Annotated in this window: 18 protein-coding genes; 1 reads left to right on the plus strand and 17 read right to left on the minus strand. The window is 36.3% G+C overall.

The annotated features are described in order from the left end of the window. Nucleotides 1-23: 23 nt before the first annotated feature. The 12 genes from BUC25_RS12580 to BUC25_RS12635 form a co-directional block, all read right to left on the minus strand. Nucleotides 24-608, minus strand: coding sequence for an ABC transporter ATP-binding protein (locus BUC25_RS12580; RefSeq protein WP_073202226.1), 585 nt, complete (start codon nt 606-608; stop codon nt 24-26). Beyond that, nucleotides 609-1,361 carry an ATP-binding cassette domain-containing protein gene (locus BUC25_RS12585; RefSeq protein ID WP_073202227.1) on the minus strand — a complete coding sequence of 251 codons (753 nt, stop codon included), beginning with the start codon at nt 1,359-1,361 and terminating at the stop codon, nt 609-611. Continuing rightward, nucleotides 1,339-2,148, minus strand: a complete 810-nt coding sequence (locus BUC25_RS12590; protein ID WP_244535182.1) for an ABC transporter permease — start codon at nt 2,146-2,148, stop codon at nt 1,339-1,341. The genes BUC25_RS12585 and BUC25_RS12590 overlap by 23 nt, the downstream gene beginning before the upstream one ends. Beyond that, on the minus strand, nt 2,145-3,113 hold the full coding sequence (locus BUC25_RS12595; protein WP_244535183.1) for an ABC transporter permease: 969 nt from the start codon (nt 3,111-3,113) through the stop codon (nt 2,145-2,147). Before BUC25_RS12595 ends, BUC25_RS12590 begins: the two co-directional genes overlap by 4 nt. 36 nt (nt 3,114-3,149) lie before the next feature. Continuing rightward, nucleotides 3,150-4,733, minus strand: a complete 1,584-nt coding sequence (locus tag BUC25_RS12600) for an ABC transporter substrate-binding protein (protein ID WP_073202230.1) — start codon at nt 4,731-4,733, stop codon at nt 3,150-3,152. Between the two features lie 205 nt (nt 4,734-4,938). Beyond that, entirely contained in the window at nt 4,939-5,751 is an 813-nt protein-coding gene (locus BUC25_RS12605; RefSeq protein ID WP_073202231.1) for an ABC transporter permease, read from the minus strand. Continuing rightward, nucleotides 5,744-6,745 (minus strand): ATP-binding cassette domain-containing protein, encoded by a 1,002-nt coding sequence (locus BUC25_RS12610; protein WP_073202484.1) that lies wholly within the window; start codon nt 6,743-6,745, stop codon nt 5,744-5,746. The genes BUC25_RS12605 and BUC25_RS12610 overlap by 8 nt, the downstream gene beginning before the upstream one ends. A 265-nt stretch (nt 6,746-7,010) precedes the next feature. After that, complete coding sequence (locus BUC25_RS12615) at nt 7,011-8,642, minus strand: response regulator transcription factor (RefSeq protein ID WP_073202232.1); 1,632 nt, start codon at nt 8,640-8,642, stop codon at nt 7,011-7,013. Between the two features lie 14 nt (nt 8,643-8,656). Next, nucleotides 8,657-10,444, minus strand: a complete 1,788-nt coding sequence (locus BUC25_RS12620; protein ID WP_073202233.1) for a sensor histidine kinase — start codon at nt 10,442-10,444, stop codon at nt 8,657-8,659. Between the two features lie 96 nt (nt 10,445-10,540). After that, nucleotides 10,541-11,899: an ABC transporter substrate-binding protein gene (locus tag BUC25_RS12625; protein ID WP_073202234.1), complete on the minus strand. Its 1,359-nt coding sequence runs from the start codon at nt 11,897-11,899 to the stop codon at nt 10,541-10,543. Between the two features lie 67 nt (nt 11,900-11,966). Next, nucleotides 11,967-12,800 (minus strand): carbohydrate ABC transporter permease, encoded by an 834-nt coding sequence (locus BUC25_RS12630; RefSeq protein ID WP_073202235.1) that lies wholly within the window; start codon nt 12,798-12,800, stop codon nt 11,967-11,969. Between the two features lie 19 nt (nt 12,801-12,819). Further along, nucleotides 12,820-13,788: a carbohydrate ABC transporter permease gene (locus BUC25_RS12635; protein ID WP_073202236.1), complete on the minus strand. Its 969-nt coding sequence runs from the start codon at nt 13,786-13,788 to the stop codon at nt 12,820-12,822. A 317-nt stretch (nt 13,789-14,105) separates the two neighbouring features. Here BUC25_RS12635 and BUC25_RS12640 point away from each other — a divergent pair, with 317 nt between their 5' ends. Beyond that, entirely contained in the window at nt 14,106-14,735 is a 630-nt protein-coding gene (locus BUC25_RS12640; RefSeq protein WP_073202237.1) for a YesL family protein, read from the plus strand. A gap of 56 nt (nt 14,736-14,791) precedes the next feature. Here the strand turns inward: BUC25_RS12640 and larB are convergent, their stop codons facing one another. The 5 genes from larB to BUC25_RS12665 form a co-directional block, all read right to left on the minus strand. Then, on the minus strand, nt 14,792-15,535 hold the full coding sequence (gene larB, locus BUC25_RS12645) for a nickel pincer cofactor biosynthesis protein LarB (RefSeq protein WP_073202238.1): 744 nt from the start codon (nt 15,533-15,535) through the stop codon (nt 14,792-14,794). 100 nt (nt 15,536-15,635) lie between these two features. Continuing rightward, a complete protein-coding gene (locus tag BUC25_RS12650; RefSeq protein ID WP_073202239.1) occupies nt 15,636-17,099 on the minus strand; it encodes a gluconokinase in 1,464 nt (487 codons plus the stop codon). 61 nt (nt 17,100-17,160) lie between these two features. Next, entirely contained in the window at nt 17,161-17,961 is an 801-nt protein-coding gene (gene larE / locus BUC25_RS12655) for an ATP-dependent sacrificial sulfur transferase LarE (protein ID WP_073202240.1), read from the minus strand. A 37-nt stretch (nt 17,962-17,998) separates the two neighbouring features. After that, nucleotides 17,999-18,769: an SDR family oxidoreductase gene (locus tag BUC25_RS12660; protein WP_073202241.1), complete on the minus strand. Its 771-nt coding sequence runs from the start codon at nt 18,767-18,769 to the stop codon at nt 17,999-18,001. Nucleotides 18,770-18,787: 18 nt separating this feature from the next. Next, nucleotides 18,788-20,059, minus strand: coding sequence for a nickel pincer cofactor-dependent isomerase, group 22 (locus tag BUC25_RS12665; RefSeq protein ID WP_073202242.1), 1,272 nt, complete (start codon nt 20,057-20,059; stop codon nt 18,788-18,790). Nucleotides 20,060-20,142: the final 83 nt, after the last annotated feature.

The raw sequence follows: 20,142 nt of genomic DNA on the forward strand, positions 1-20,142 counted from the left end.
ATATCTATCTTTGGTTTCATAAATTATTTAAAGTCTATTACTTTATGACAGAGATTATCTAACAAAACCGTATCATGACTAATAATCACTAATCCAATTTTATTTTGTTGAACATGTTCTGTAAGTATTTTAAAGATTTCTGCCTGTGATATTGGATCTAACATAGTAGTAATTTCATCCGCTATGATAAATTCTGGTTGAGCTAACAAGCATCTTGCAATACATACTCGTTGTAGCTCCCCTCCAGAAAGTTGCTTGGGATAACGATATAACCATTCAGGTAAAATATTTAACTTTTTTATTATGGATTGATCAGGCACACCTGCTTCTTCAAGTGTTTTATCAATTCTCCATTTTGGATTGACAGCTTGCTCAGGGTGCTGCCAGATCAATTGGACTGAATGAGATTTGCCCTTCATCTGTTGCACATTTATTTGGCCGTGATCCGCTCGTAAATAACCAGCAATAATCTTTGCTAGTGTTGTTTTACCGATTCCGCTTTTACCACTTAACCCTAGTATTTCTCCGTTATTTACCGTCATAGAGAAGTTTTGAAAAAGAGGTACATCGTCAGGTAATGTGTAAGATACGCCTTCAATCTTCAACATCTAAAGACTCCTTATAAATAAGTTTTTAGGTAACGCCTGCCATAATGCTTTTGTATAAGGATGGAAAAGTCTCTCACCCTTTCCTACAAAGTTTTCTTTAAGCGTGTTTTCGATTATTTTCCCGTCCTTAATTACTGCGATACGATCAGCTAAGTCGACAGCAACGTCAAAATCATGTGTAATCAGTAATATCGACTTACCCGACGCTTTCACTTCTTTTAATAACGATAACATATCTGTTTTCGAATCAACATCTAAACCTGGTGTCGGTTCATCGGCAATCACTACTTTCGCAGCACTGCCAAGTGCTATCGCTACTAATATTCTTCGTGCCTGCCCCCCGGATAATTGAAAAGGGTAGCGTGAAGCAACTTCCTCTTCCAGACCCAATCTCCCCAATAAATCGAATACTTTTTGCTCTGAATGAGGTGCTGGTAGTAAACTTTGAATTTGTTTTTTAACCTTCATGAGAGGGTCTAAAGCATCAATGGATTGTGGTATTAATACAATGTTTTGGCCACGATCTTTCTTAGTAATCGGCCGAGATTGATAATTTAGAATACCTGTTTGTCTAAGGTTATCAGGTAAGAGCTGTAATACCGCTTGGGCAATAAGACTTTTTCCTGAACCACTAGCACCGACTAATGCTACTACTTCTCCTTCATCGACTGACAAATTAACAGAGTCTATAAGTATACGGTTTGTTTGTTGATGAAAAACAGATAGTTGTTTAATCATTAACTTGCTGTTCATAGGAGCGATCCCTTCCAAAATAATCTTTTAATGTATTGGCAAATCGTTGAAATATTATGATCATCATTAATAACGAAAGGCCAGGAAAAAATGCTAACCACCACATACCTGCGGATAAATATTGCATTGATTCTGACAAAATGATACCTATTGCCGGCTCCTCGGCTGATAAGCCAAAGCCTAAAAAAGTGATCGCAGCTTCATGCAAAATCGCATGTGGGAAAATTAGAATGAACCCTACCAACAATTGGGGTGCAAGGTGTGGAAAAAGATGGTGCCTCGCTCTCCACCAAAGTGGTTTTCCTAACTGTTTAGATAGTTGAACATACGGCATTTCTTTTAATTGTAATATCTCTGCGCGTAACACTCTTGTGATCGCTGGCCAGTGCGTTAGCATCAGTCCTATAACAACCCCTTTTAATCCACCACCTAAAACAAACGTAATTAGAATAAGTGTTACGAGGTGTGGCAGACTCAAAAATAAATCAATAAAGCTTGTCACGATTTTATCTAATGTTTTATTAACAGAGGATACGAGACTTAACAACAGTCCCAAAAAAGTAGATAACATAGCCGTTAATATTCCTATCGTAATACTTAATTGCAGACCTTTTAGTGTTCGGATCAACATGTCACGTCCAAGCCAATCCGTACCAAACAGATGAAGCAAACTAGGTGCTTGATTTTTTATTTGTAAGTTTATTTCAATCATATTTCTATCTAATAAAAAGGACGTTATATATATAAAAATGAATATAACTAACGGGATAATCCATTTTCTTTTCAAGATCTAGTCCCTCCTTTACGCAAGCGAGGGTCTAAAACATAATAAAGTGTATCTGCTATCCAATTACCAACAAACACAAAACAGGCGCTAATTAGAACGATCGCTAAAAATAACGGAACATCCCCATTCAAACCAGCGTCAACAATGGCCTCACCCAAACCAGGATAGCTAAAAACCTGCTCTGCCAGAATAGCACCACCAAACAATTCTCCGAAAGAAGCAAAATGAACAGAGATGGCAGGTAACAGCATATTACGTAAACCGTGTCTAAAAAATAATTTATATCCGGTATAACCATTGGCTCTCGCTTGTAAAATGTAAGGAGTATTGAGTATGTCTACTAACTTTTCTCGAGTGTGTAAGCAGACATTAGCAACTCCAATAATACTTAATGTTGCAGCAGGCAAAACCGCATGATAGACACGATCTGTAAACGTGATTTCTGTTACAGTAACTCCGATTGGCGCACTCAATCCGGTTGGGAAAATTCCTAACCAAACAGAAAAGACCATTAATAAAAGCAACCCCAGCCAAAAACCAGGGGTCGATAACAGCACATAGCAATATCCTTTTATTAAATTATCTAACCAGGATCCTTTTTTCATTGCTGCTAATGAACCTAATACAACTCCAAATAAACCCGATGCTATCCATGCAAGAGCAATTAGAATAAAGGATGATAAAAAACGATCCGAAACCACCTCTAATACAGGTACACGATGAATTAACGAAGTGCCGAAATCACCAGTCAATAGACTTGTTATCCAGTGAAAATATTGAATGATAACAGACTGATCTAAGCCCCAGTAAGCTTCAATCATCTCACGCTGGTCTGGACTTATAAGTAACATATCTGCACCAATATAAGCACGAACTGGATCAATCGGTGACAAACTGATGAGCAAAAAAGTCAGCAAGCTTACTGCAACAAGCAATGTTAGTAATTGTATCAGTTTCTTCATCATAAATAATATCATCAGTTTCACCGTCTTTTTTCAGTGTTAATCAATTAGTTGCCAATCCGTAATAAAATCGGTTATCGGCCAGCCATGACCATGTGGTTGTACTTTTTGTTCACCAATTTCCACTTGTTCATTAATAAAATAAATATGGTTTAAATTAACCAGCCAGACCCACGGGGCATCACCAAGAACACTCATACCCGTTTCCCCGTCCCACTGGGCTAATTTCCAGTATTTATAGGCATCTTCTTCTGAACTCGCAGCTAATGCTTGCTCTAAATAGTGATCAACCTTTTCATTTTGATAATAGTTGGCATTATAATAGGCCATACCCCTTATATCAGAATGATACAAAGAATATAATTCGAGTGGGTTATGGCTCCCCCACCCCATCATAACTGGATGTTCATGCATCTGCTTCTCAATTTCATTCCAGCTAGCTCCTTTTGTTTTTACCTCGATACCGAATTCAGTGGCCATATCTGCAAAAACAAGTGACAATGATTGTCTCATTTGGTCATCTGTTGGGTAATATAACGTCAAACTTGCCTTCTTGCCATCTTTCTCAAAAACATCGTCTGGTCCTCGTTGCCAACCTGCTTCTAACAAAATCTGCTCTGCTTTGTTGGGATCACCGTCCTCAATTATAACTTCCGGATTTTGCCATGGTAATTGGTCAACACTAGAATAAGCGACCGTTCCCTCTCCGTCCAAGACGCCGTCAACAATCGCTTGGCGGTCCACTGCATAATTAAGAGCTCGCCGAATTGCAAGATCAGATGTGATATCATTTCCTATTTGTTCGCCTTCTTCATTTGTGCTGGCTGGAGGAAAGGGTAACATTACTCCACGGTTATCAACGCTTTGAAGTGAAAGGCGATTCATTCCTTCTATTTCTTGATTCGACATGGTGATCGGAACAGACAACACATCAACTTGTCCTGCTTTTGCAGCTGCAAGTGCTTGATCTTCTCCTACAAATAAAAAAGTAAGCTGCTTAAATTCTGGTTCTTTCCCATAATAATGTGGATTTGATTCCACCATTAATTGTTCACCTTTACGCCATTCTACCAATTGATAGGGTCCAGAGCCAATCGGATTTTGTGAATATCCACTATCATAGGCATGTTCAGGGACAATTCCTAATGTTTGTAACGTATGAACGAAGGTAGATTGCGGCTCTGAAAGATGGAAGATCAGCTCAAAGTCATTTACTTTTTCAATTTTTGCAATATTTGCTACATCTACAATCGATTGAGCTTGTTGGGCAGTTTCAAATGTAAAAATGACATCGTCTGCTGTTACTGATTCTCCATCAGAAAACGTTGCATCCTCACGAAGTGCAACGGTCCACGATCTGCCATCCTCGGAAACATGATAGTCCGTGGCCAAATCATATGTAATTTCAAGATCTTTATTGTAGGCTAATAACGTGCTTTGAAAAAGAGCTGAACCGTATCTTCCCCATCCTGTCGTCGGATCAAAACCGTTGTCTGGCTCACCACCAATTGCTAAAGTTAGCGTTTTTTCATTATTTAATTGTTTCGTCTCTTCAGGTATTTCTTTATTACTACATCCAAACACAAGTAACATTAAACTAAATAGTATTACATAAAACCGCATGATGTATCCCCTTGATATTATATATTTTAGAATAGTTGAAGTCTTAAGACAAAAATGAAATCCGATTCATTATACAAACTCCGTGAACAGAATTTGATAAAATCGGATTGTTCCATTGCATCATAGTAAAATAATGCACGTATTATTAGTTTACACCATTTGTTTTTGATGTGAAAATAGTTGATAATTTTCCAACCTCTATATTTTAATTCTTATTCCGAAAAAAGTACATGGTTAATGGTCCGAATACAACAATCAGTCCGATCGATATGTAGATCACCATTAAAATATCTGACATAGCATCTGTTCCATGGATAATCCCTCTCACTGCATCGACAACAAAAGTAATAGGGTTAATATCTACAAAAACCTGCAGCCAATTCGGCATTGTTGTTGGATTGACAAAGACACTACTTAAAAAGGTAAGTGGAAATAATAACATCATACTTATTCCCATTAATGCTTTCTCAGAGCGAACAATTATACCTAGCATCGTCCAAATCCATGACAGACTAAAAGCAAATAGCAATAGTACTAACACAGCTAAAATTACACCAAAAAATCCAGCTTCAGGTCTAAAACCTAAAATATAACCAAGAGTTATCATTATCGTGGATGCTATTAAATAACGAACCGCATCGACTACAAGAGCACCAACTAATACAGAAGGACGCCATATTGGTAACGAGCGGAAACGGTCAAATACACCTTTTTCAATATCTTTGTTTAAGTCCAGACCAGTGTACATCGTAATCATGGAAACGGTCATTACTAAAATGCCTGGTAAAACAAAATCAAGATACTCCCCAGTCGAACCTGAAATCGCTCCTCCAAATAAATAAGTAAACATAAGCAAGAAAATAATCGGAAAAACTGTAACATCAAATAATTGTTCAGGAACATATCTTATTCGAAGTAATGCTCGCCATGCGAATGTAGCTGAAGCATTGAGCGCACCTGGCTTTTTTGGTCGTTCATGGTTTTGAAACACTTCTTCAATAGTCGTATTTTTATTCATTGACTACACCATCCGTCTCTTGATCTGGTAATTTTCCAGTTAGTGTTAGAAATACTTCATCAAGACTTGGTTGGGCCATCGAAAATTCTTTTATTTTAACATTTTGATTTGCGAGAGCGCCAATTGCAACTGCTGCTTTATCATGTTCTTTGATCGGAAGGGTTAATGAATAATCCTTTAGATCCTTATCAGCCTTTTCCCCTAACTGTTCTTCCAAAATAGTGGAAGCCCTTTGTAATTCTACTTCATTATCAAAATTAACAATCAAGCTACCAGCTCCAACTGACGCTTTCAATTCCTTACTAGTACCCTCAGCAATTAACTTTCCATGGTCAATAACGCCAATTAAATCTGCTAGCTGATCTGCTTCTTCTAAATACTGTGTTGTTAAAAATACCGTTGTTCCTTGTTTTACTAACGCACGAACAATATCCCACACCTGGTTACGACTTCTAGGATCTAATCCTGTCGTCGGTTCATCTAAAAAGAGAAGTTCGGGTGATGTAACAATACTTGCAGCTATGTCGATTCGGCGTCTCATACCGCCTGAATATTTCTTAACTTGACGCTTGCTTGCATCAGTTAATTGAAAGGCCGCTAATAATTCATCTGCACGTTGTTTTGCTTCTTTTCTTGTGTAACCGACAAGCCTTCCGATAAAAATCAGATTTTCCCTGCCTGAAAGCTCTTCGTCTACAGACGCAAATTGACCAGTTAAACTGATCTTTTGCCTGACATCATCTGCTTCTTCCACTAAGTCGTACCCCATCACTGTTGCATGACCATTATTCGGTTTAAGCAATGTAGCAAGCATACGAATCGTCGTCGTTTTACCAGCACCATTGGGACCTAAGAAGCCATAGACAATGCCCTTTGGTATTTTTAAATCGACACCATCTACCGCATGTTCCTTACCAAATGTTTTAACCAGGTTAGTCGCCTCAACAGCATACATTTTTTTCTTTTCCACGAATTCACTCCCTCTCGTTTTCATTACCATAATACCAGTCTTGCTTCTATAACTTTTCTTAAATATTGCTATCCTGTATGTATGCTTTATCTCTTCAAATTATAACATTTATTTTTAAAAATAGGGATGTGTAATTGAATAGTTCGCAGTACAGAGGTATAGTTCTGTGAAAAAATAAGACTTTAATACAGCAGGAGCAATACCCTCCTGCTGTTAAGTAGGACGTTATCACTCATCTCTTAAAGGATAGATATTTATTATTTGTTTGTCCAACAAACTATTATATGAGCTATGATTGACTAATATTCCGCTTAAATTTATAATCTTTTGGTGACATTGATGTATATTTTTTAAATGTTTTCAAGAAATAACTTTTATTGTCAAATCCTAGATCTGCTGATAATTGTTCCACTGTAACTGTAGTAGTATCTAATAGTTCCTTAGCTTTTTCCATCTTTAATTTTGTTACATACTCTATAAAACTTTCACCTGTTTCCTTTTTAAAAACTCTGCTAAAGTAACTAGGATTAAGATGTAAAAAGTCAGCAGTATCCTTTAAAGTGATTTTTTCGTGTAAATGTGTCCGAACATATCGTTGCGCCTTCATTACATCTTCATTTTTCGGAACTGCTTCAATCGTGTGAACATGCTCTATGAATTGCTGACATATTTGAGAGATGGTTGCTTCTAACTCTTCCATATTTTCAACCTCTTGTATGTCACGACTTGTCAACGATTGAAACATACGATCATCGAAATGAACAAGTGCATGCAAATTTAACTTGATATCAAGGATTAATTTCATTGCCCAATCTTTCACCATTTTTGGTGGGTATTTCTGACTCTGTATTCTTTCCATCTCTTTTTTAAGATAGTTGGTGATTTGTTGTGGTTCTTTATTTAATATATGCGTTTTTAAGGAGTCCACAACTCTACCATATTCTTCAAAGATAGAAGCTTGACTGTAATGAATCAATTGATATCTCTGAATCGAAGCAGATTGATAGTAAAATCGTTGCTCTTCCTGATTTAATAAATGCTTAATCACAGTGACTAAATCTTGTCGATTCTGATTATTCTCCGCTATTACGGTCGTTATCGATACTTTTAAATAATTGTTCAGCTTTTGATGAACCTCCTTTAATACTTGTTCAGTCGTCTTAGATAAGCTCGATTGATTGTTCCCTTCGATTGGGAAAAGAATAATGAATTTACGTTGCAAATAAAAAATCTGGATATCTGGGTGGTATTGTTTCAAGACCTCTTCTACTATGTTATTAATACTGAACTGTAACAGCGTATCTGATTGATAACGGTTAATTGTCAAATAGTAATTATCTACAAAGGATAGTACTACTGTATAACGTTGGGTAGAGAAATCCATTCCCAATAATTCTTCCTGTTCTTTCCACCACGATTCATTGTACATGTATGTCTCTTGTAAGATGGTTTCTATAAATTTAGTCTTCAGAGACATATTATTTTTTTGAAGAAACTTACTAATTTTTATTTGTTGACTTTTAGTTCGATCAGTTTCATCCATGGTTTTTTTTAATTTATGCAAGAGTTCAATGATCTGCTCTTCTTCCATCGACTCTTTTAAAATATAATCATAGGCTTCTAACTTAAGCGCTTGTTGTGCATAATAGAATTCGTCATGACAAGATAAAACAACACTAAAATTAGTCTGCATACCTTGTTTATTCTCTTTAAGCTTTTGCATCATTTCAATACCATTCATATTAGGCATTCCGATATCCGTTATTAATACATCACAATGGTGTTTCGTCAAGTAATCATAGGCTTGTAAACTATCTTGAAAAGAAGCGATAACTTCAAACCCGGTTTCCTCCCATGGAATCATCTTTTCCATAAATTTTGTTACTAATTTATCATCATCAACTAATACTACGCGATACATAATAATCCCCCTTTTTATATTGGGAAGTAAAAGCGATAATTTGTACCCATCCCTTTTGAACTGTAAATTTCCATATCAAACGTATCACCATAAATAAGCTTCATCCGCTGGTAGACATTGTGAATTCCTATTCCATTAAATGATTGTGAATCTTGTGATGTTGATTTCTGTTTTTCATTATAAATATTATTTTTTAATTGCTGTAAAACCTGATCATCAATGCCCTCACCATCGTCTGAAACTTGTAATTCCATTTTCCCTTCCTCGATTATCCTACTACTAATAACAATCGTTCCTTGACTATTATTATAACCGTATATGACAGCGTTTTCAATCAGGGGTTGCAAGAAAAATCTAGGAACTTCGACATTTTTCGTTCCCTTTTTTAAATTAATAATTAATTCGATCTCATGCTGATGGCGGAAATTCATCAATTGCATATAATTTTCTATTATTTCCACTTCTTCAATTAACGGGATGAATGCATTGTTTCGGTTGATCGTCATTCGCAATAGTGAAGATAACGCATGAATTAATTGTGCACTTTCTTTATCTCCATTCATCTTGATCTGCAATCGGATCGCATTTAGTACATTAAACAAAAAGTGTGGATTGATCTGTGCTTGTAGCATCTCTAATTCTGCCGTACGCTTATCTTCTTCCTGCTCTTTAATTTCTAGAATCATTTCCTCTAATGTATCCAACATATGATTGAAAGAATGTCCTAGCTTAGCAATATCATTATTTCCATACGTTTTAGCTCTTCTTTGCAGGTTCCCTTGTTCAACTGATTTGGTGACCGCATTTAATTCTGACAATGGTTTTGTTAGTTCTCTTACTAAAACGATTAAACCAATTAAAAACAGTACTAGTAAGGCCCCTTGTATGAGAATTGTCGTTCTTGTAATACCATTAATATTACCTATTGTTTCCTGGTAGGGTACAAGACTTACTAGTCGCCAGTTTGAGTAAGAAACAGGATGACTTACTAAAAAGTACTCTTTGCCTTTTTTTTCTACTATCTGATAATCATTGTTATGAACATCGTATGGCATGTTTTGGCTAATCAATGACTCATCCACGCTGGAGTAAATGATACCTTTTTGATTTGTTAAAAAATACTCAGAATTACTGTCTTGTTGAAAATTATCCAACAATGAGCGGATTTGCTTTTCTTGTACACTAACAATTAAGAAAGCATCATATTGCGTTGCTTGTTGTAGGTTTTTTCCTACACTAATTAAATAGGGATCTGATTCTTTATCAGATGATATGTAGTTAGGATGGGCTCCTATCCATAACGTGTCGTAATAATTAGAATTTTGCAGTTCACTAAACCACGGTTCTTGATATAGTTCTAGTGGATTAAATTCACTTAATGAATAATTCATATAAAATAAATCGTTGCTAAATAAAATAGTAAAATAGGTTGGTGCTAATAAATCTGTAATGCTTGAAATCTGATTTGACAGCTCAATATAATTTAGAGCAATTTTCTGACTTGCTTGAGGTGCTTCAGGATCTATTGCTTGGTGCTGCTTCATGATTTGATTGAACTTCGTATCAAATTGAATATAGTTGGATGCATACATAACATCATCTAAAATGCTTCGCAAATTCACCTCGATCATACTTAGCGATTCATACGCTTGTCTGGTTGCACGTTCTTCTAATACATCCTTCGTAAAATAATTCGAAACAAAATATGTGCTTATCCACGGTAGCAAAATACAGACAATTACCGCAATAATCAAACGACTTCGTAAGGTTAATTGATTTAGCTTTAAAATTAACTGTCTCATGATGTTCACCACCCACTGTTAGAATCATTGCTACACCTCAAAATCAAAAACATAAATAAAGAGAGGAATAAGCCCTCTCTTTATTTTAGCATATTATTATTGATTAGCGTCTACTACACTTTGTACACGTTCTTTAACATTTTCCATCGTGGTATCTAAATCTTGATCACCTAATAAATATTTTTCTACTTCCGCAGCATATTCCGTATGCACCTCGGTAACATATGATGCTGGTGCGTAAGCTTCAGTTGGTTCAATAGAACTGATTGAATGTACAAAAGATTCTATATCTATTACTTCTGGGTTTGGTGTATTTGCTGCAACATTTTCTACAGCTGCCGTTAAATCTGCATCTCTCCATGATGGCACCCATACACCTTGTTCCATAATTCCTTCAGTTGATAACCAACGGATAAAGTCATATGCTGCTTGTTTATGTTCTGATGATTTCGCAACACTAACAATATCTCCACCAACTTGCGAATACATAGTGTCTTCCATTTCATTTTGTGGAAAAGGTGCCCAGGCTATTTCAAAGTCAGGTGTGAATTGGCCCCATTCTGATAGCATATATGACCCAATTGGTATCATACTAATGGACTCTGTAAAGAATTGCTGACGATAATCCATCTGTTGGGAAAGGTTTTCCGATAATGGTACAGAACTTTCATCAACATTTTCTAGGTTATTACGTAATTCTAACGATTCTCTGACTAAAGGATCATCTATATTTGAAGTACCATCCTCTTTTAATATTTGATTTGCTCCTTCTGGTTTTCCTAATAATTTAATCAAAGAAAACAGATCGTGCCACGTGTGAAAATATGACCCATAGTGATCTTCTGTAGTTAACTGCTGTGCAATTTCACGATAATCTTCCCATGTCCATTCTGTTGGGATTTCTATACCCGCTTCTTCTAAATGATCTTTATTCATCATCACTAACATCGTTACTTGTTTCATTGGCAGACCATAATATTCTCCGTCAAAAGCAGGATAACCATTTAAATATTCTTCATTTATGTCAATACCTTCTTCATCTAAAAAAGAATTTATTGGCTCTACCAACCCTGCATCAATACGCTTAGCTAAATCATTGGGGTTACTAAACATAATAACATCTAGGTCTTCTCCAGCAGATGCCATTAAATCAAGTTGTTGAAAATAATCCTGCGAGTTCATATTCTCTACTAATGGCATAGATTCTATATTTATACCTGGATTTTCTTCCTCATACATTTCAATAATTGGTTCCCAATTCCCGTTTTCTTCGTTTATCCAGTGCACAAAATTTAATGTGATTTCTTCTTCGCTACCACTTTCTTCATTACTGCCATCATCTTCTGAAGCTTCATTGTCTCCTTCGGATGAACTATTGTCTCCTCCGGAACATGCTGCTAATAACAACATACCTATTAGTGCGGTGACCCATAACAAACCCCATTGTCTTTTCATGTAAATCTCCCCTTCTTTTTTAGAAATATTTATAGTTAACCATATCATTCATATGGTTACTAACTCGTTAACCTTTGACACCACCAAGCTGAATCCCTTCAATAACTTGTTTTTGTCCTATGATAAAAATAATCAATAGCGGAATAATTGCCGACACAGATGCAGCCATCATTAAGGAATAGATACTGCCGTGTTCATCGGCAAAGCTTTGCACCCCGAGTTGAATCGTATACAACTCCTCACTTCTTAAGAAAATAAGTGGGTATTGAAAGTCGTTCCAAGTCCAAATAAAACGTAATATTGCGTAAGTAGCAATTGCTGGTCTTACTAACGGTAATGCAATCGATAGAAAAATCCGAAAATGACCAGCACCATCCATTCGGGCAGATTCAATAATTTCATTACTGACTCCTAAATAAAACTGACGAAGCATAAATGTACCAAATACACTGAAACTATTTAGTAAAATTAAACCAGTGTGAGTATCATATAATCCAAACCATCTATATAGTAAGAATTGAGTAACTAGTAACGTTTGTGGCGGAATCATAAAGGTAGCTAGTACGATTAGGAATACCACATCACGACCTTTAAAATTAATTTTCGCAAAACCATAAGCAGCTAATGCTGATACAAAAACAGAAGTTATAGTTGTTAGTACAGTAACTTTTATAGAGTTCCAATATAATAGAAGGAACGGCATTGAACCCGTCCACACTTCTCGATAATTTTCAACAGCATTCCATGTTTGTGGTATCCATTGAATAGGGAAAGTTAGCACATCTTCTTCTACTTTTAGTGATGAAGAAATCATCCATATAAAGGGTGCCATAAACAGAATACCGATAATCGTCATAATAATTGTCATGGCTAATTTTCTAAAATCAAAACTCTCTGTCATTATAATTCCCCCTCCCTCATTAGTAGTTCACCCATTTTTTCTGACCAACAAATTGGATATAGGTAATTACTAAAATAATTACGAACATTACTAAGGCTATTGCTGAAGAATAACCAGTTTTTAACTCTAAAAATGCTTGTTGATAAAGATAAACTACAGGTATATTGGTAGAATTTGCAGGTCCACCGTTTGTTAGTACAATAATTAAATCAAATATTTTAAAACTTGATATGATACCGGTTACAAATAATAAGAAAGTGGTAGGTGAAACTAAAGGAATCGTAATTTTTGTAAACTGATACCACGCAGAAGCGCCATCAATCTGTGCAGCTTCATACAGTTCTTTTGGAATATTTTGCAATCCTGCTAAATATATAATTAAGTTAAAACCAATACTTGTCCAAATCATAATAATCATCACAGAAGGCAATGCATAAGTTGTATCCGCTATCCAGCCAGGAGGATTATCGATTCCGATTGTCATTAAAAATTGGTTAATCGGTCCCTCAGAAGGATGAAATAATACGCGAAAAACAACAGCAACTGCTACAACACTTGAGATAAAGGGCATAAAGAAAATAACTTTAAATAGATCTTTGAAAAAAATATATTTGTTGATAATAACAGCAATGCCAAGTGAAAAAATTAATGTAATTGGAATTGCTATTAAAACAACGAAGTTATTTCTTAGCGATTGTAAAAATACATTATTATTGAATAAGGTAACGAAATTATCTAATCCTACAAAAGCTGCCTCTGCATAACCAGATACAAAATTCCAGTCCGTAAAACTTAATGCTAATGATGACACCATTGGGAATAAAACTAAAATTGATGTTCCAATTAACATTGGCGCTATAAACAACCATCCAGCTAAGTTTTCACGCCAACCACTAAATGGATCACCGTTCCTTTTTTTCTTTTTCACTTTCGATTTGGCGGAGCGCTCTTTTTGTATTTTTGTTTTCGCTCTCACTTCACTACTCATGTTGCTCACCTCTTTTTTGAAATTGTAGATTCATTATAGTATCTGCAACCGCTTACAACAATGGACATTATTTACGTTAAAAGAAAAATTTTTACTACTTCAATCTGATACCATATAGCTCATTAAATACACTCGCATCAATGAATTTGCAAATTTAAAGTGGATAAAACAAGTAATTTAAACTTTTATTTTGATCTTTACTTAATTACCGAAACGGAAGAATTTCTACTTTTCAGGAAAAATTTTTACCTTCTTCAAATTTAAGCATAAACCCAATAATAAACATGTTATATTTGTAATAAAGAGGAGGAATTGCAATGCAACTAGGAACTTTTTCTAATTCAATCTATACTTTATGTACATGGTTTTACCGATTAGCATATGTAAATGTTCTATGGATATTATTCACAATATTAGGATTAGGGATCTTTGGTCTGTTTCCTGCAACAATTGCGATGCTGGCTACTTTAAGACAATATATAAATAAAAAAGATGTACCTGTATATAGTACCTTCTGGAAGTACTACAAGGATGAATTTGTTAAAAGTAATAAACTTGGCGCTGTCATCATGTTAATTGCGATAATTCTCTATATAAACACTCAATTCATCAAAACAACTGATCTTAGTATTTCAGAATTCATGACCGTAACATCCATTATAATGAGTTGTTTTTATTTTTTAGTAATTTGTTACTTATTAGCCTCATATGTAGAATTTGACTTAAATGTAAAAACTCATATTAAAAATTCTATCTTAATAGCGATGTATAATCCGTTACCTAGCCTATATATCATTTTCGGTTTTGCGGCTGTCTATTATGCACTAACCTACATATCAGGTCTTGGTTTCTTTTTCAGTGTTAGTATATTAGGTTTAGTGGTTTTATCTTCTGCTAAGCTGGCATATCGCAAAATTGAAAAGAAACAAACAGCTTTGCCAACATAATAGAGACCCCTTACAGATTGTAGGGGGTCTCTATTATATGCATGCAAAACCAAAAGTTAGTGTGTATTTGCTATCCGCTGTATCATAACCGCATTATAAGCGCCACCAAAGCCATTATCGATATTCACAACACTAATTCCAGATGCGCAAGAGTTCAACATCGTTAACAACGCGGATAATCCTTGAAAATTTGCACCATATCCTACACTGGTAGGAACTGAGATAACCGGATGGGAAACTAGTCCTCCGACAACGCTTGGTAATGCTCCTTCCATACCTGCGATCACTACAGAAACAGTCGCATTTTGAATCTCTTCAATATGTGCAAACAACCTGTGAATCCCTGCTACTCCTACATCGTAAAAACGTCTTACTTCCACTCCAAAAGCTTCTGCGGTTTTTGCTGCTTCTTCAGCTACAGGTAAATCAGATGTACCTGCACAAACAATTGCAATATATCCACTAGTTTGTACATTCTCATCATTGTTCTTCATAAATAAGGTTCGACTTGCTACATCATATTGAAAGTCAGGCAATGATTTCATAACGGTTTCAGCTTTCGTTTGTTCAATTCGAGTAACTAACACGTTCTCTTGTTTGTTTATCATTGCCCGGGAAATATTGATGATTTGTGTCGGATCTTTTCCTTCGCCAAAGATTACCTCTGGAAAGCCTTGGCGCTTTTTTCGATGATGATCTACTTTAGCAAAGCCTAGGTTTTCAAACGTTTCTAATTCTTTTTGCGCCTGATCAGGTGATAATGTACCATCTGCTACTTGTTTTAAAATTTGCTCCAACATTTTGACCACTTCCATCGACAGATTTTATGGCCACTTTTAATTGCTTTATGGCCACTTTTCTTACTTTTATGGCCACTTTCACACCTTTTATGGCCACTTCCTAAAAATACTTCTCAATATCCTTTGCTAATTGCTGATATTTCGCAAATACTGCTTGATATTTCTGATGATTTAACATATCAGGTTTCACAACTTGATCGATCGGAATATTTTCTTTAATTTGTTCAAATGACTCCACTTTACCGGTAGCAACTAGTGCTGTCCAGCTCGCACCCCACGCTGCTCCATGATGTGTATCTGCCAGTTGTATATCCTGACCGAACACATCTGCCAAAATTTGAACCCATAAAGGGGATTTGGATAACCCACCATTAACGGAAATCATAGTTGGTTTTCCTGCTATCTCTTCTAAGGATTGACCAATTTGATAAAGGTTAAAGACAATTCCTTCTAATACTGCTCGTACTAAATGTGACCTTCGATGAGTTACACTTAAGCCATAAAAACTACCTCTTGCATTTTGATTCCATACTGGTGCTCTCTCGCCATTCACATATGGAACAAACAATAATCCTTCTGCTCCGACTGAAATGTTTTCAGCACCACTTAGAAATTCTTCATGGCTACCGCTGAACTCCATCATTTCCTTTAGCCACTGAAGTGCAATCCCACCATTATTTGTTGGTCCACCAATGATTGATGTATTATTTGTAAATGCATAACTGAATGTTTCTTCATTATCATTAACATGATGACCTGAGATTAATTGTCGTATTGCTCCACTTGTTCCAACAGTTACTGCTACTTCTCCAGGTTTAATAGCTCCATTACCGAGGTTTGCTAATTGACCATCTGCAGCTCCAATTACTAATGGTGTACCTTTAGGCCATCCTAGCTCATTTGCAACCTCAGGTTTTAACCCCTCAAAAATTTCGGTTGGAGGTACAATTTTAGATAATTGAGAACTTTCTATGCCCGCTAACTTTAATGCTTCAGGTTCCCAATCCAATGTCTTTACATTCATGAGACCTGTTGCTGACGCCATTGAATAATCAACGACACGCTCTCCAAACCACTTATATAAAAGGTATTCTTTCCATGACATAAAATAGGCAGCATTTTGATAGGGCTGATAATTATTTTCTTTCATCCACATCAATTTCAATAAAGGTGACATCGGGTGTATCGGTGTCCCTGTTTTGCTGTAAACACTCTTTTTGGTATTACGATTCAATCGCTCAGCCAGTTCACTACTTCTGCCATCCGACCATATCGACATGTCTGAGAGTGGATTACCATGTTCATCTACACATATTAAGGAATGCATCGCACAAGAGATCCCCACACTTAATATGTTATTCCCTGTTGTTTCATTTAAAATGTCTCGTATAACTTGATGCGTCTTTAATTCGATTTCAGCTGGTTTTTGTTCAACAAATGTCGGCTTTGGATAATACGTTTCAATTAGTTGTTCTTTTTCAGCCTTTACATTTCCTTTTAAATCAAATGCAACAGCCTTTACACTCGTTGTACCAAAATCCAGTCCAATCACTAACTCTTCCATAATGCCCTCCTCAACCTAGATAGAAGAAAAGCCTTGGATGACCCAAAGCTTTTCTTCTAAATTATGATAATGCACGGTTCATACTACCGCTTTTATATCCAATTAAGTCCATTGTTACAAATTTATAGCCATAGCTTTGTAACTTTTCAGTTACACGTTGATGATTGGCTAATAATTTCTGCATATCCTGTGGTTCCACTTCAATTCGGGCAATATCCTCATGTGTACGTACGCGCACTTGACGAAGTCCAATTGTTTTTAAAAAGGCTTCAGACTTATCTACTTTTGTGAGCTTTGCTTGTGTTATCGTTTCACCATAGGCAATACGTGAGGATAAGCAGGCGAATGATGGTTTATCCCATGTTGGTAGTCCCGCTTGTTTCGATAACTCACGAATCTCCTCTTTATATAAATCAGCTTCTGCCAGTGGTCCTCGAACGCCCTGTTCTTTTGCTGCACGCATACCTGGACGAAATTCACTCATATCATCCGCTATCACACCATAAACGATATTTTCAAATCCTTTTTCCTGCATAATTGGCACTAAATGATCAAACAAACTGCTTTTACAGAAATAACAGCGATTTTTATCATTCTCTGTATATCCTGGGATCGCTAATTCACTTGTTTCAATTACAGCATGTCGTGCACCAATATGGGCAGCTAATTGTTTTGCCTCTTCTAATTCACTTGTAGGATAGGTTTCTGAGTCAGCAGTTACAGCTAGTACGTTTTCTACGCCTAAACTATCTACTGCTACTTTTAACAAGAAGGTACTATCTACCCCGCCTGAAAATGCAACAACAACCTTTTTCATTTCTTGGAGAATAGAAACTAACGATTCATACTTTTGTTCTACCATGTTCTATCTCCCTCCCTTTTTACGAGTCTTACCTCTATTATATCGTCATACTTCCAAATCCGCCATCAACTCGTAATAGCTCACCTGTTACAAATCCACTCGCTTTATCTGAGGCTAAATATACGGTTGCACCTTGTAATTCTTCTGGATCACCGAAACGATTCATTGGCGTATGACCCATAATCGAGTTAACACGGTCTTCACTTAAAATTTTACGGTTTTGTTCTGCAGGGAAGAAGCCTGGAATAATAGCGTTCACTCGAATATTGTGTGGTGCAAATTCGCGTGAAAGATATTGCGTCACACTATTAATCGCTGCTTTTGAAGCCGAGTAGGTAAATACTTTCGATAATGGTGTTGTAGAGGACACAGATGAAATATTAATGATGCTTCCACCACGTTTTTGCTCGACCATTTTTTTGGCAAAGATTTGAGTAGCAAAGACAACTCCGCGTAAGTTAACGTCCATGATTTTATCCCATTCTTCTGTTTCTAACTCTAAATAGGGTGTTGTACTGTTCATACCTGGAGCATTAAGGAGGATGTCCCAGCCGCCTGACCATGCTTCAATTTCTTTTGCAACTTCTTCTACCGTTTCCAGTTTACTGACATCTGCTTGAAAGGCTTTTGCTTCTCCACCAGCTTCTACTATTTCTTTGACTACCTCTTCAGCTGTATCAAGATTACGTCCGACAATCGCAACCTTTGCCCCATGATCTGCAAGACCTTTTGCCATTGAACCTCCTAGTGTACTGTTTCCTCCAAGTGCTACTGCTACTTTTCCTGTTAAATCGAATAATTTACTCATTTTATTACCCCTCTCTGTTTATTGTATAAGATTTCCTTCTTGATCAAATGATAATTCGTATAGATCACTTATTTTTTCTAGATTATCATGCTGTTCGACATCCGCTATCATATTTTCTGAAACTTCAATTTCACCAATTTCCAGCGTGTTTTTTATTCGGACTACCCGCGCTTTAGTAAAATCTAAGATATTACACGTTTTAATTGCGGCTTGAATCGCAGTTTTATCTGTCGGCATTGCTGTTGAGATATGTGTTGGACCTACTACGGTCGATGTTAAGCCATTGGCATACGTTGCTTCACGATCCATTTTATCGACTAATTTTTGAGTGGTGAAATCAGCGGTTCCGACTCCGTTGGCATTTCCTTCTGTCTCTTCTGTTAAATCTAAAACAATCATTTTAGATACATCTGGGCCACCGTAGGCATATGGTGTCGGATAACGACCAGTTATGTTGGGATCCATCCCATCACCACTAATGTTTTTACCAATTTCATCAATGATTAAGACATCAATTTGATCAAAAAATAACTTCGGTAGAGATGCCTTGGCAAGTTTTTGCAGATCTGGCTCCTGTTCAGCTATTTCCTCCGGCAGTAACACATTTAACTTTGCTACCTTATCAAATGCGTTTTCTACCGTTGCAACAGCAAAAAGGATCGGCATTTTATCAATGATGATTTCTGCCATTGCTGGAACATGTTCAGCCATATGTTTAAAGCCTAGCTGATGACATGCTTCTGCTCCTTTTTGTTTCCCTAATCCGATACTAATCATTTTCATAATCCCGCTCTCAACTGGACCACGAAAAGCAGTGTGTGGTTTCACACGATTGATGACAACAATACCATCTGCTTCAGAAGCTAACTTATCAATATAAATTGGTAAACCATTTTCTAATTGATCAATTTTTATAACTTCCATTGAAGACCGAATTTCTGCACCGACAACATCTTCTTTTACACCCAAATGTTCTAGTACAGCTTTTTGTCCAGGACCTGTTGCACCGCCATGACTTCCCATACAAGGTACAATAAAAGGTTTCGCACCATGTTCTTTTAAAAAATCAGTCGTGCCTTTAGTTGTTTCAACTAAGCGATCTAAACCACGACTTCCAACTGCAACTGCTACTTCCATCCCTGGTTTAATTTGACTTTTTATGTTTTTTTGTTGTAACTGATCATTAAGCTCTTGACCTAAATCATCCAACTTCTGATCATCAAAGTATTGTTTTACCTTCATCATTTTAGGAACTGGAATATGTTGTACTAATTCATCCAAAATACTCATCCATGTCACTCCTTTAAGATTAGTATGGCTAAAAGTTTTAATATGAGACTTCAATCAGGAAATTAGCGTCCGTGTATCCCTAA

The organism is Gracilibacillus kekensis (assembly GCF_900143085.1).
In the GTDB taxonomy this organism is placed as follows: domain Bacteria; phylum Bacillota; class Bacilli; order Bacillales; family Amphibacillaceae; genus Gracilibacillus; species Gracilibacillus kekensis.

Excerpts from the sequence above, each read along its gene's own strand:
- larE (WP_073202240.1), bottom strand. The coding sequence starts at position 17,961 with ATGGTAGAACAAAAGTATGAATCGTTAGTTTCTATTCTCCAAGAAATG.
- BUC25_RS12630 (WP_073202235.1), bottom strand. The coding sequence starts at position 12,800 with ATGACAGAGAGTTTTGATTTTAGAAAATTAGCCATGACAATTATTATG.
- BUC25_RS12600 (WP_073202230.1), bottom strand. The coding sequence starts at position 4,733 with ATGCGGTTTTATGTAATACTATTTAGTTTAATGTTACTTGTGTTTGGA.
- BUC25_RS12620 (WP_073202233.1), bottom strand. The coding sequence starts at position 10,444 with ATGAGACAGTTAATTTTAAAGCTAAATCAATTAACCTTACGAAGTCGT.
- BUC25_RS12595 (WP_244535183.1), bottom strand. The coding sequence starts at position 3,113 with ATGATGAAGAAACTGATACAATTACTAACATTGCTTGTTGCAGTAAGC.
- BUC25_RS12605 (WP_073202231.1), bottom strand. The coding sequence starts at position 5,751 with ATGAATAAAAATACGACTATTGAAGAAGTGTTTCAAAACCATGAACGA.
- BUC25_RS12585 (WP_073202227.1), bottom strand. The coding sequence starts at position 1,361 with ATGAACAGCAAGTTAATGATTAAACAACTATCTGTTTTTCATCAACAA.
- larB (WP_073202238.1), bottom strand. The coding sequence starts at position 15,535 with ATGTTGGAGCAAATTTTAAAACAAGTAGCAGATGGTACATTATCACCT.
- BUC25_RS12615 (WP_073202232.1), bottom strand. The coding sequence starts at position 8,642 with ATGTATCGCGTAGTATTAGTTGATGATGATAAATTAGTAACAAAATTT.
- BUC25_RS12580 (WP_073202226.1), bottom strand. The coding sequence starts at position 608 with ATGTTGAAGATTGAAGGCGTATCTTACACATTACCTGACGATGTACCT.
- BUC25_RS12660 (WP_073202241.1), bottom strand. The coding sequence starts at position 18,769 with ATGAGTAAATTATTCGATTTAACAGGAAAAGTAGCAGTAGCACTTGGA.
- BUC25_RS12610 (WP_073202484.1), bottom strand. The coding sequence starts at position 6,745 with ATGAAAACGAGAGGGAGTGAATTCGTGGAAAAGAAAAAAATGTATGCT.
- BUC25_RS12650 (WP_073202239.1), bottom strand. The coding sequence starts at position 17,099 with ATGGAAGAGTTAGTGATTGGACTGGATTTTGGTACAACGAGTGTAAAG.
- BUC25_RS12635 (WP_073202236.1), bottom strand. The coding sequence starts at position 13,788 with ATGAGTAGTGAAGTGAGAGCGAAAACAAAAATACAAAAAGAGCGCTCC.
- BUC25_RS12640 (WP_073202237.1), top strand. The coding sequence starts at position 14,106 with ATGCAACTAGGAACTTTTTCTAATTCAATCTATACTTTATGTACATGG.
- BUC25_RS12625 (WP_073202234.1), bottom strand. The coding sequence starts at position 11,899 with ATGAAAAGACAATGGGGTTTGTTATGGGTCACCGCACTAATAGGTATG.
- BUC25_RS12665 (WP_073202242.1), bottom strand. The coding sequence starts at position 20,059 with ATGAGTATTTTGGATGAATTAGTACAACATATTCCAGTTCCTAAAATG.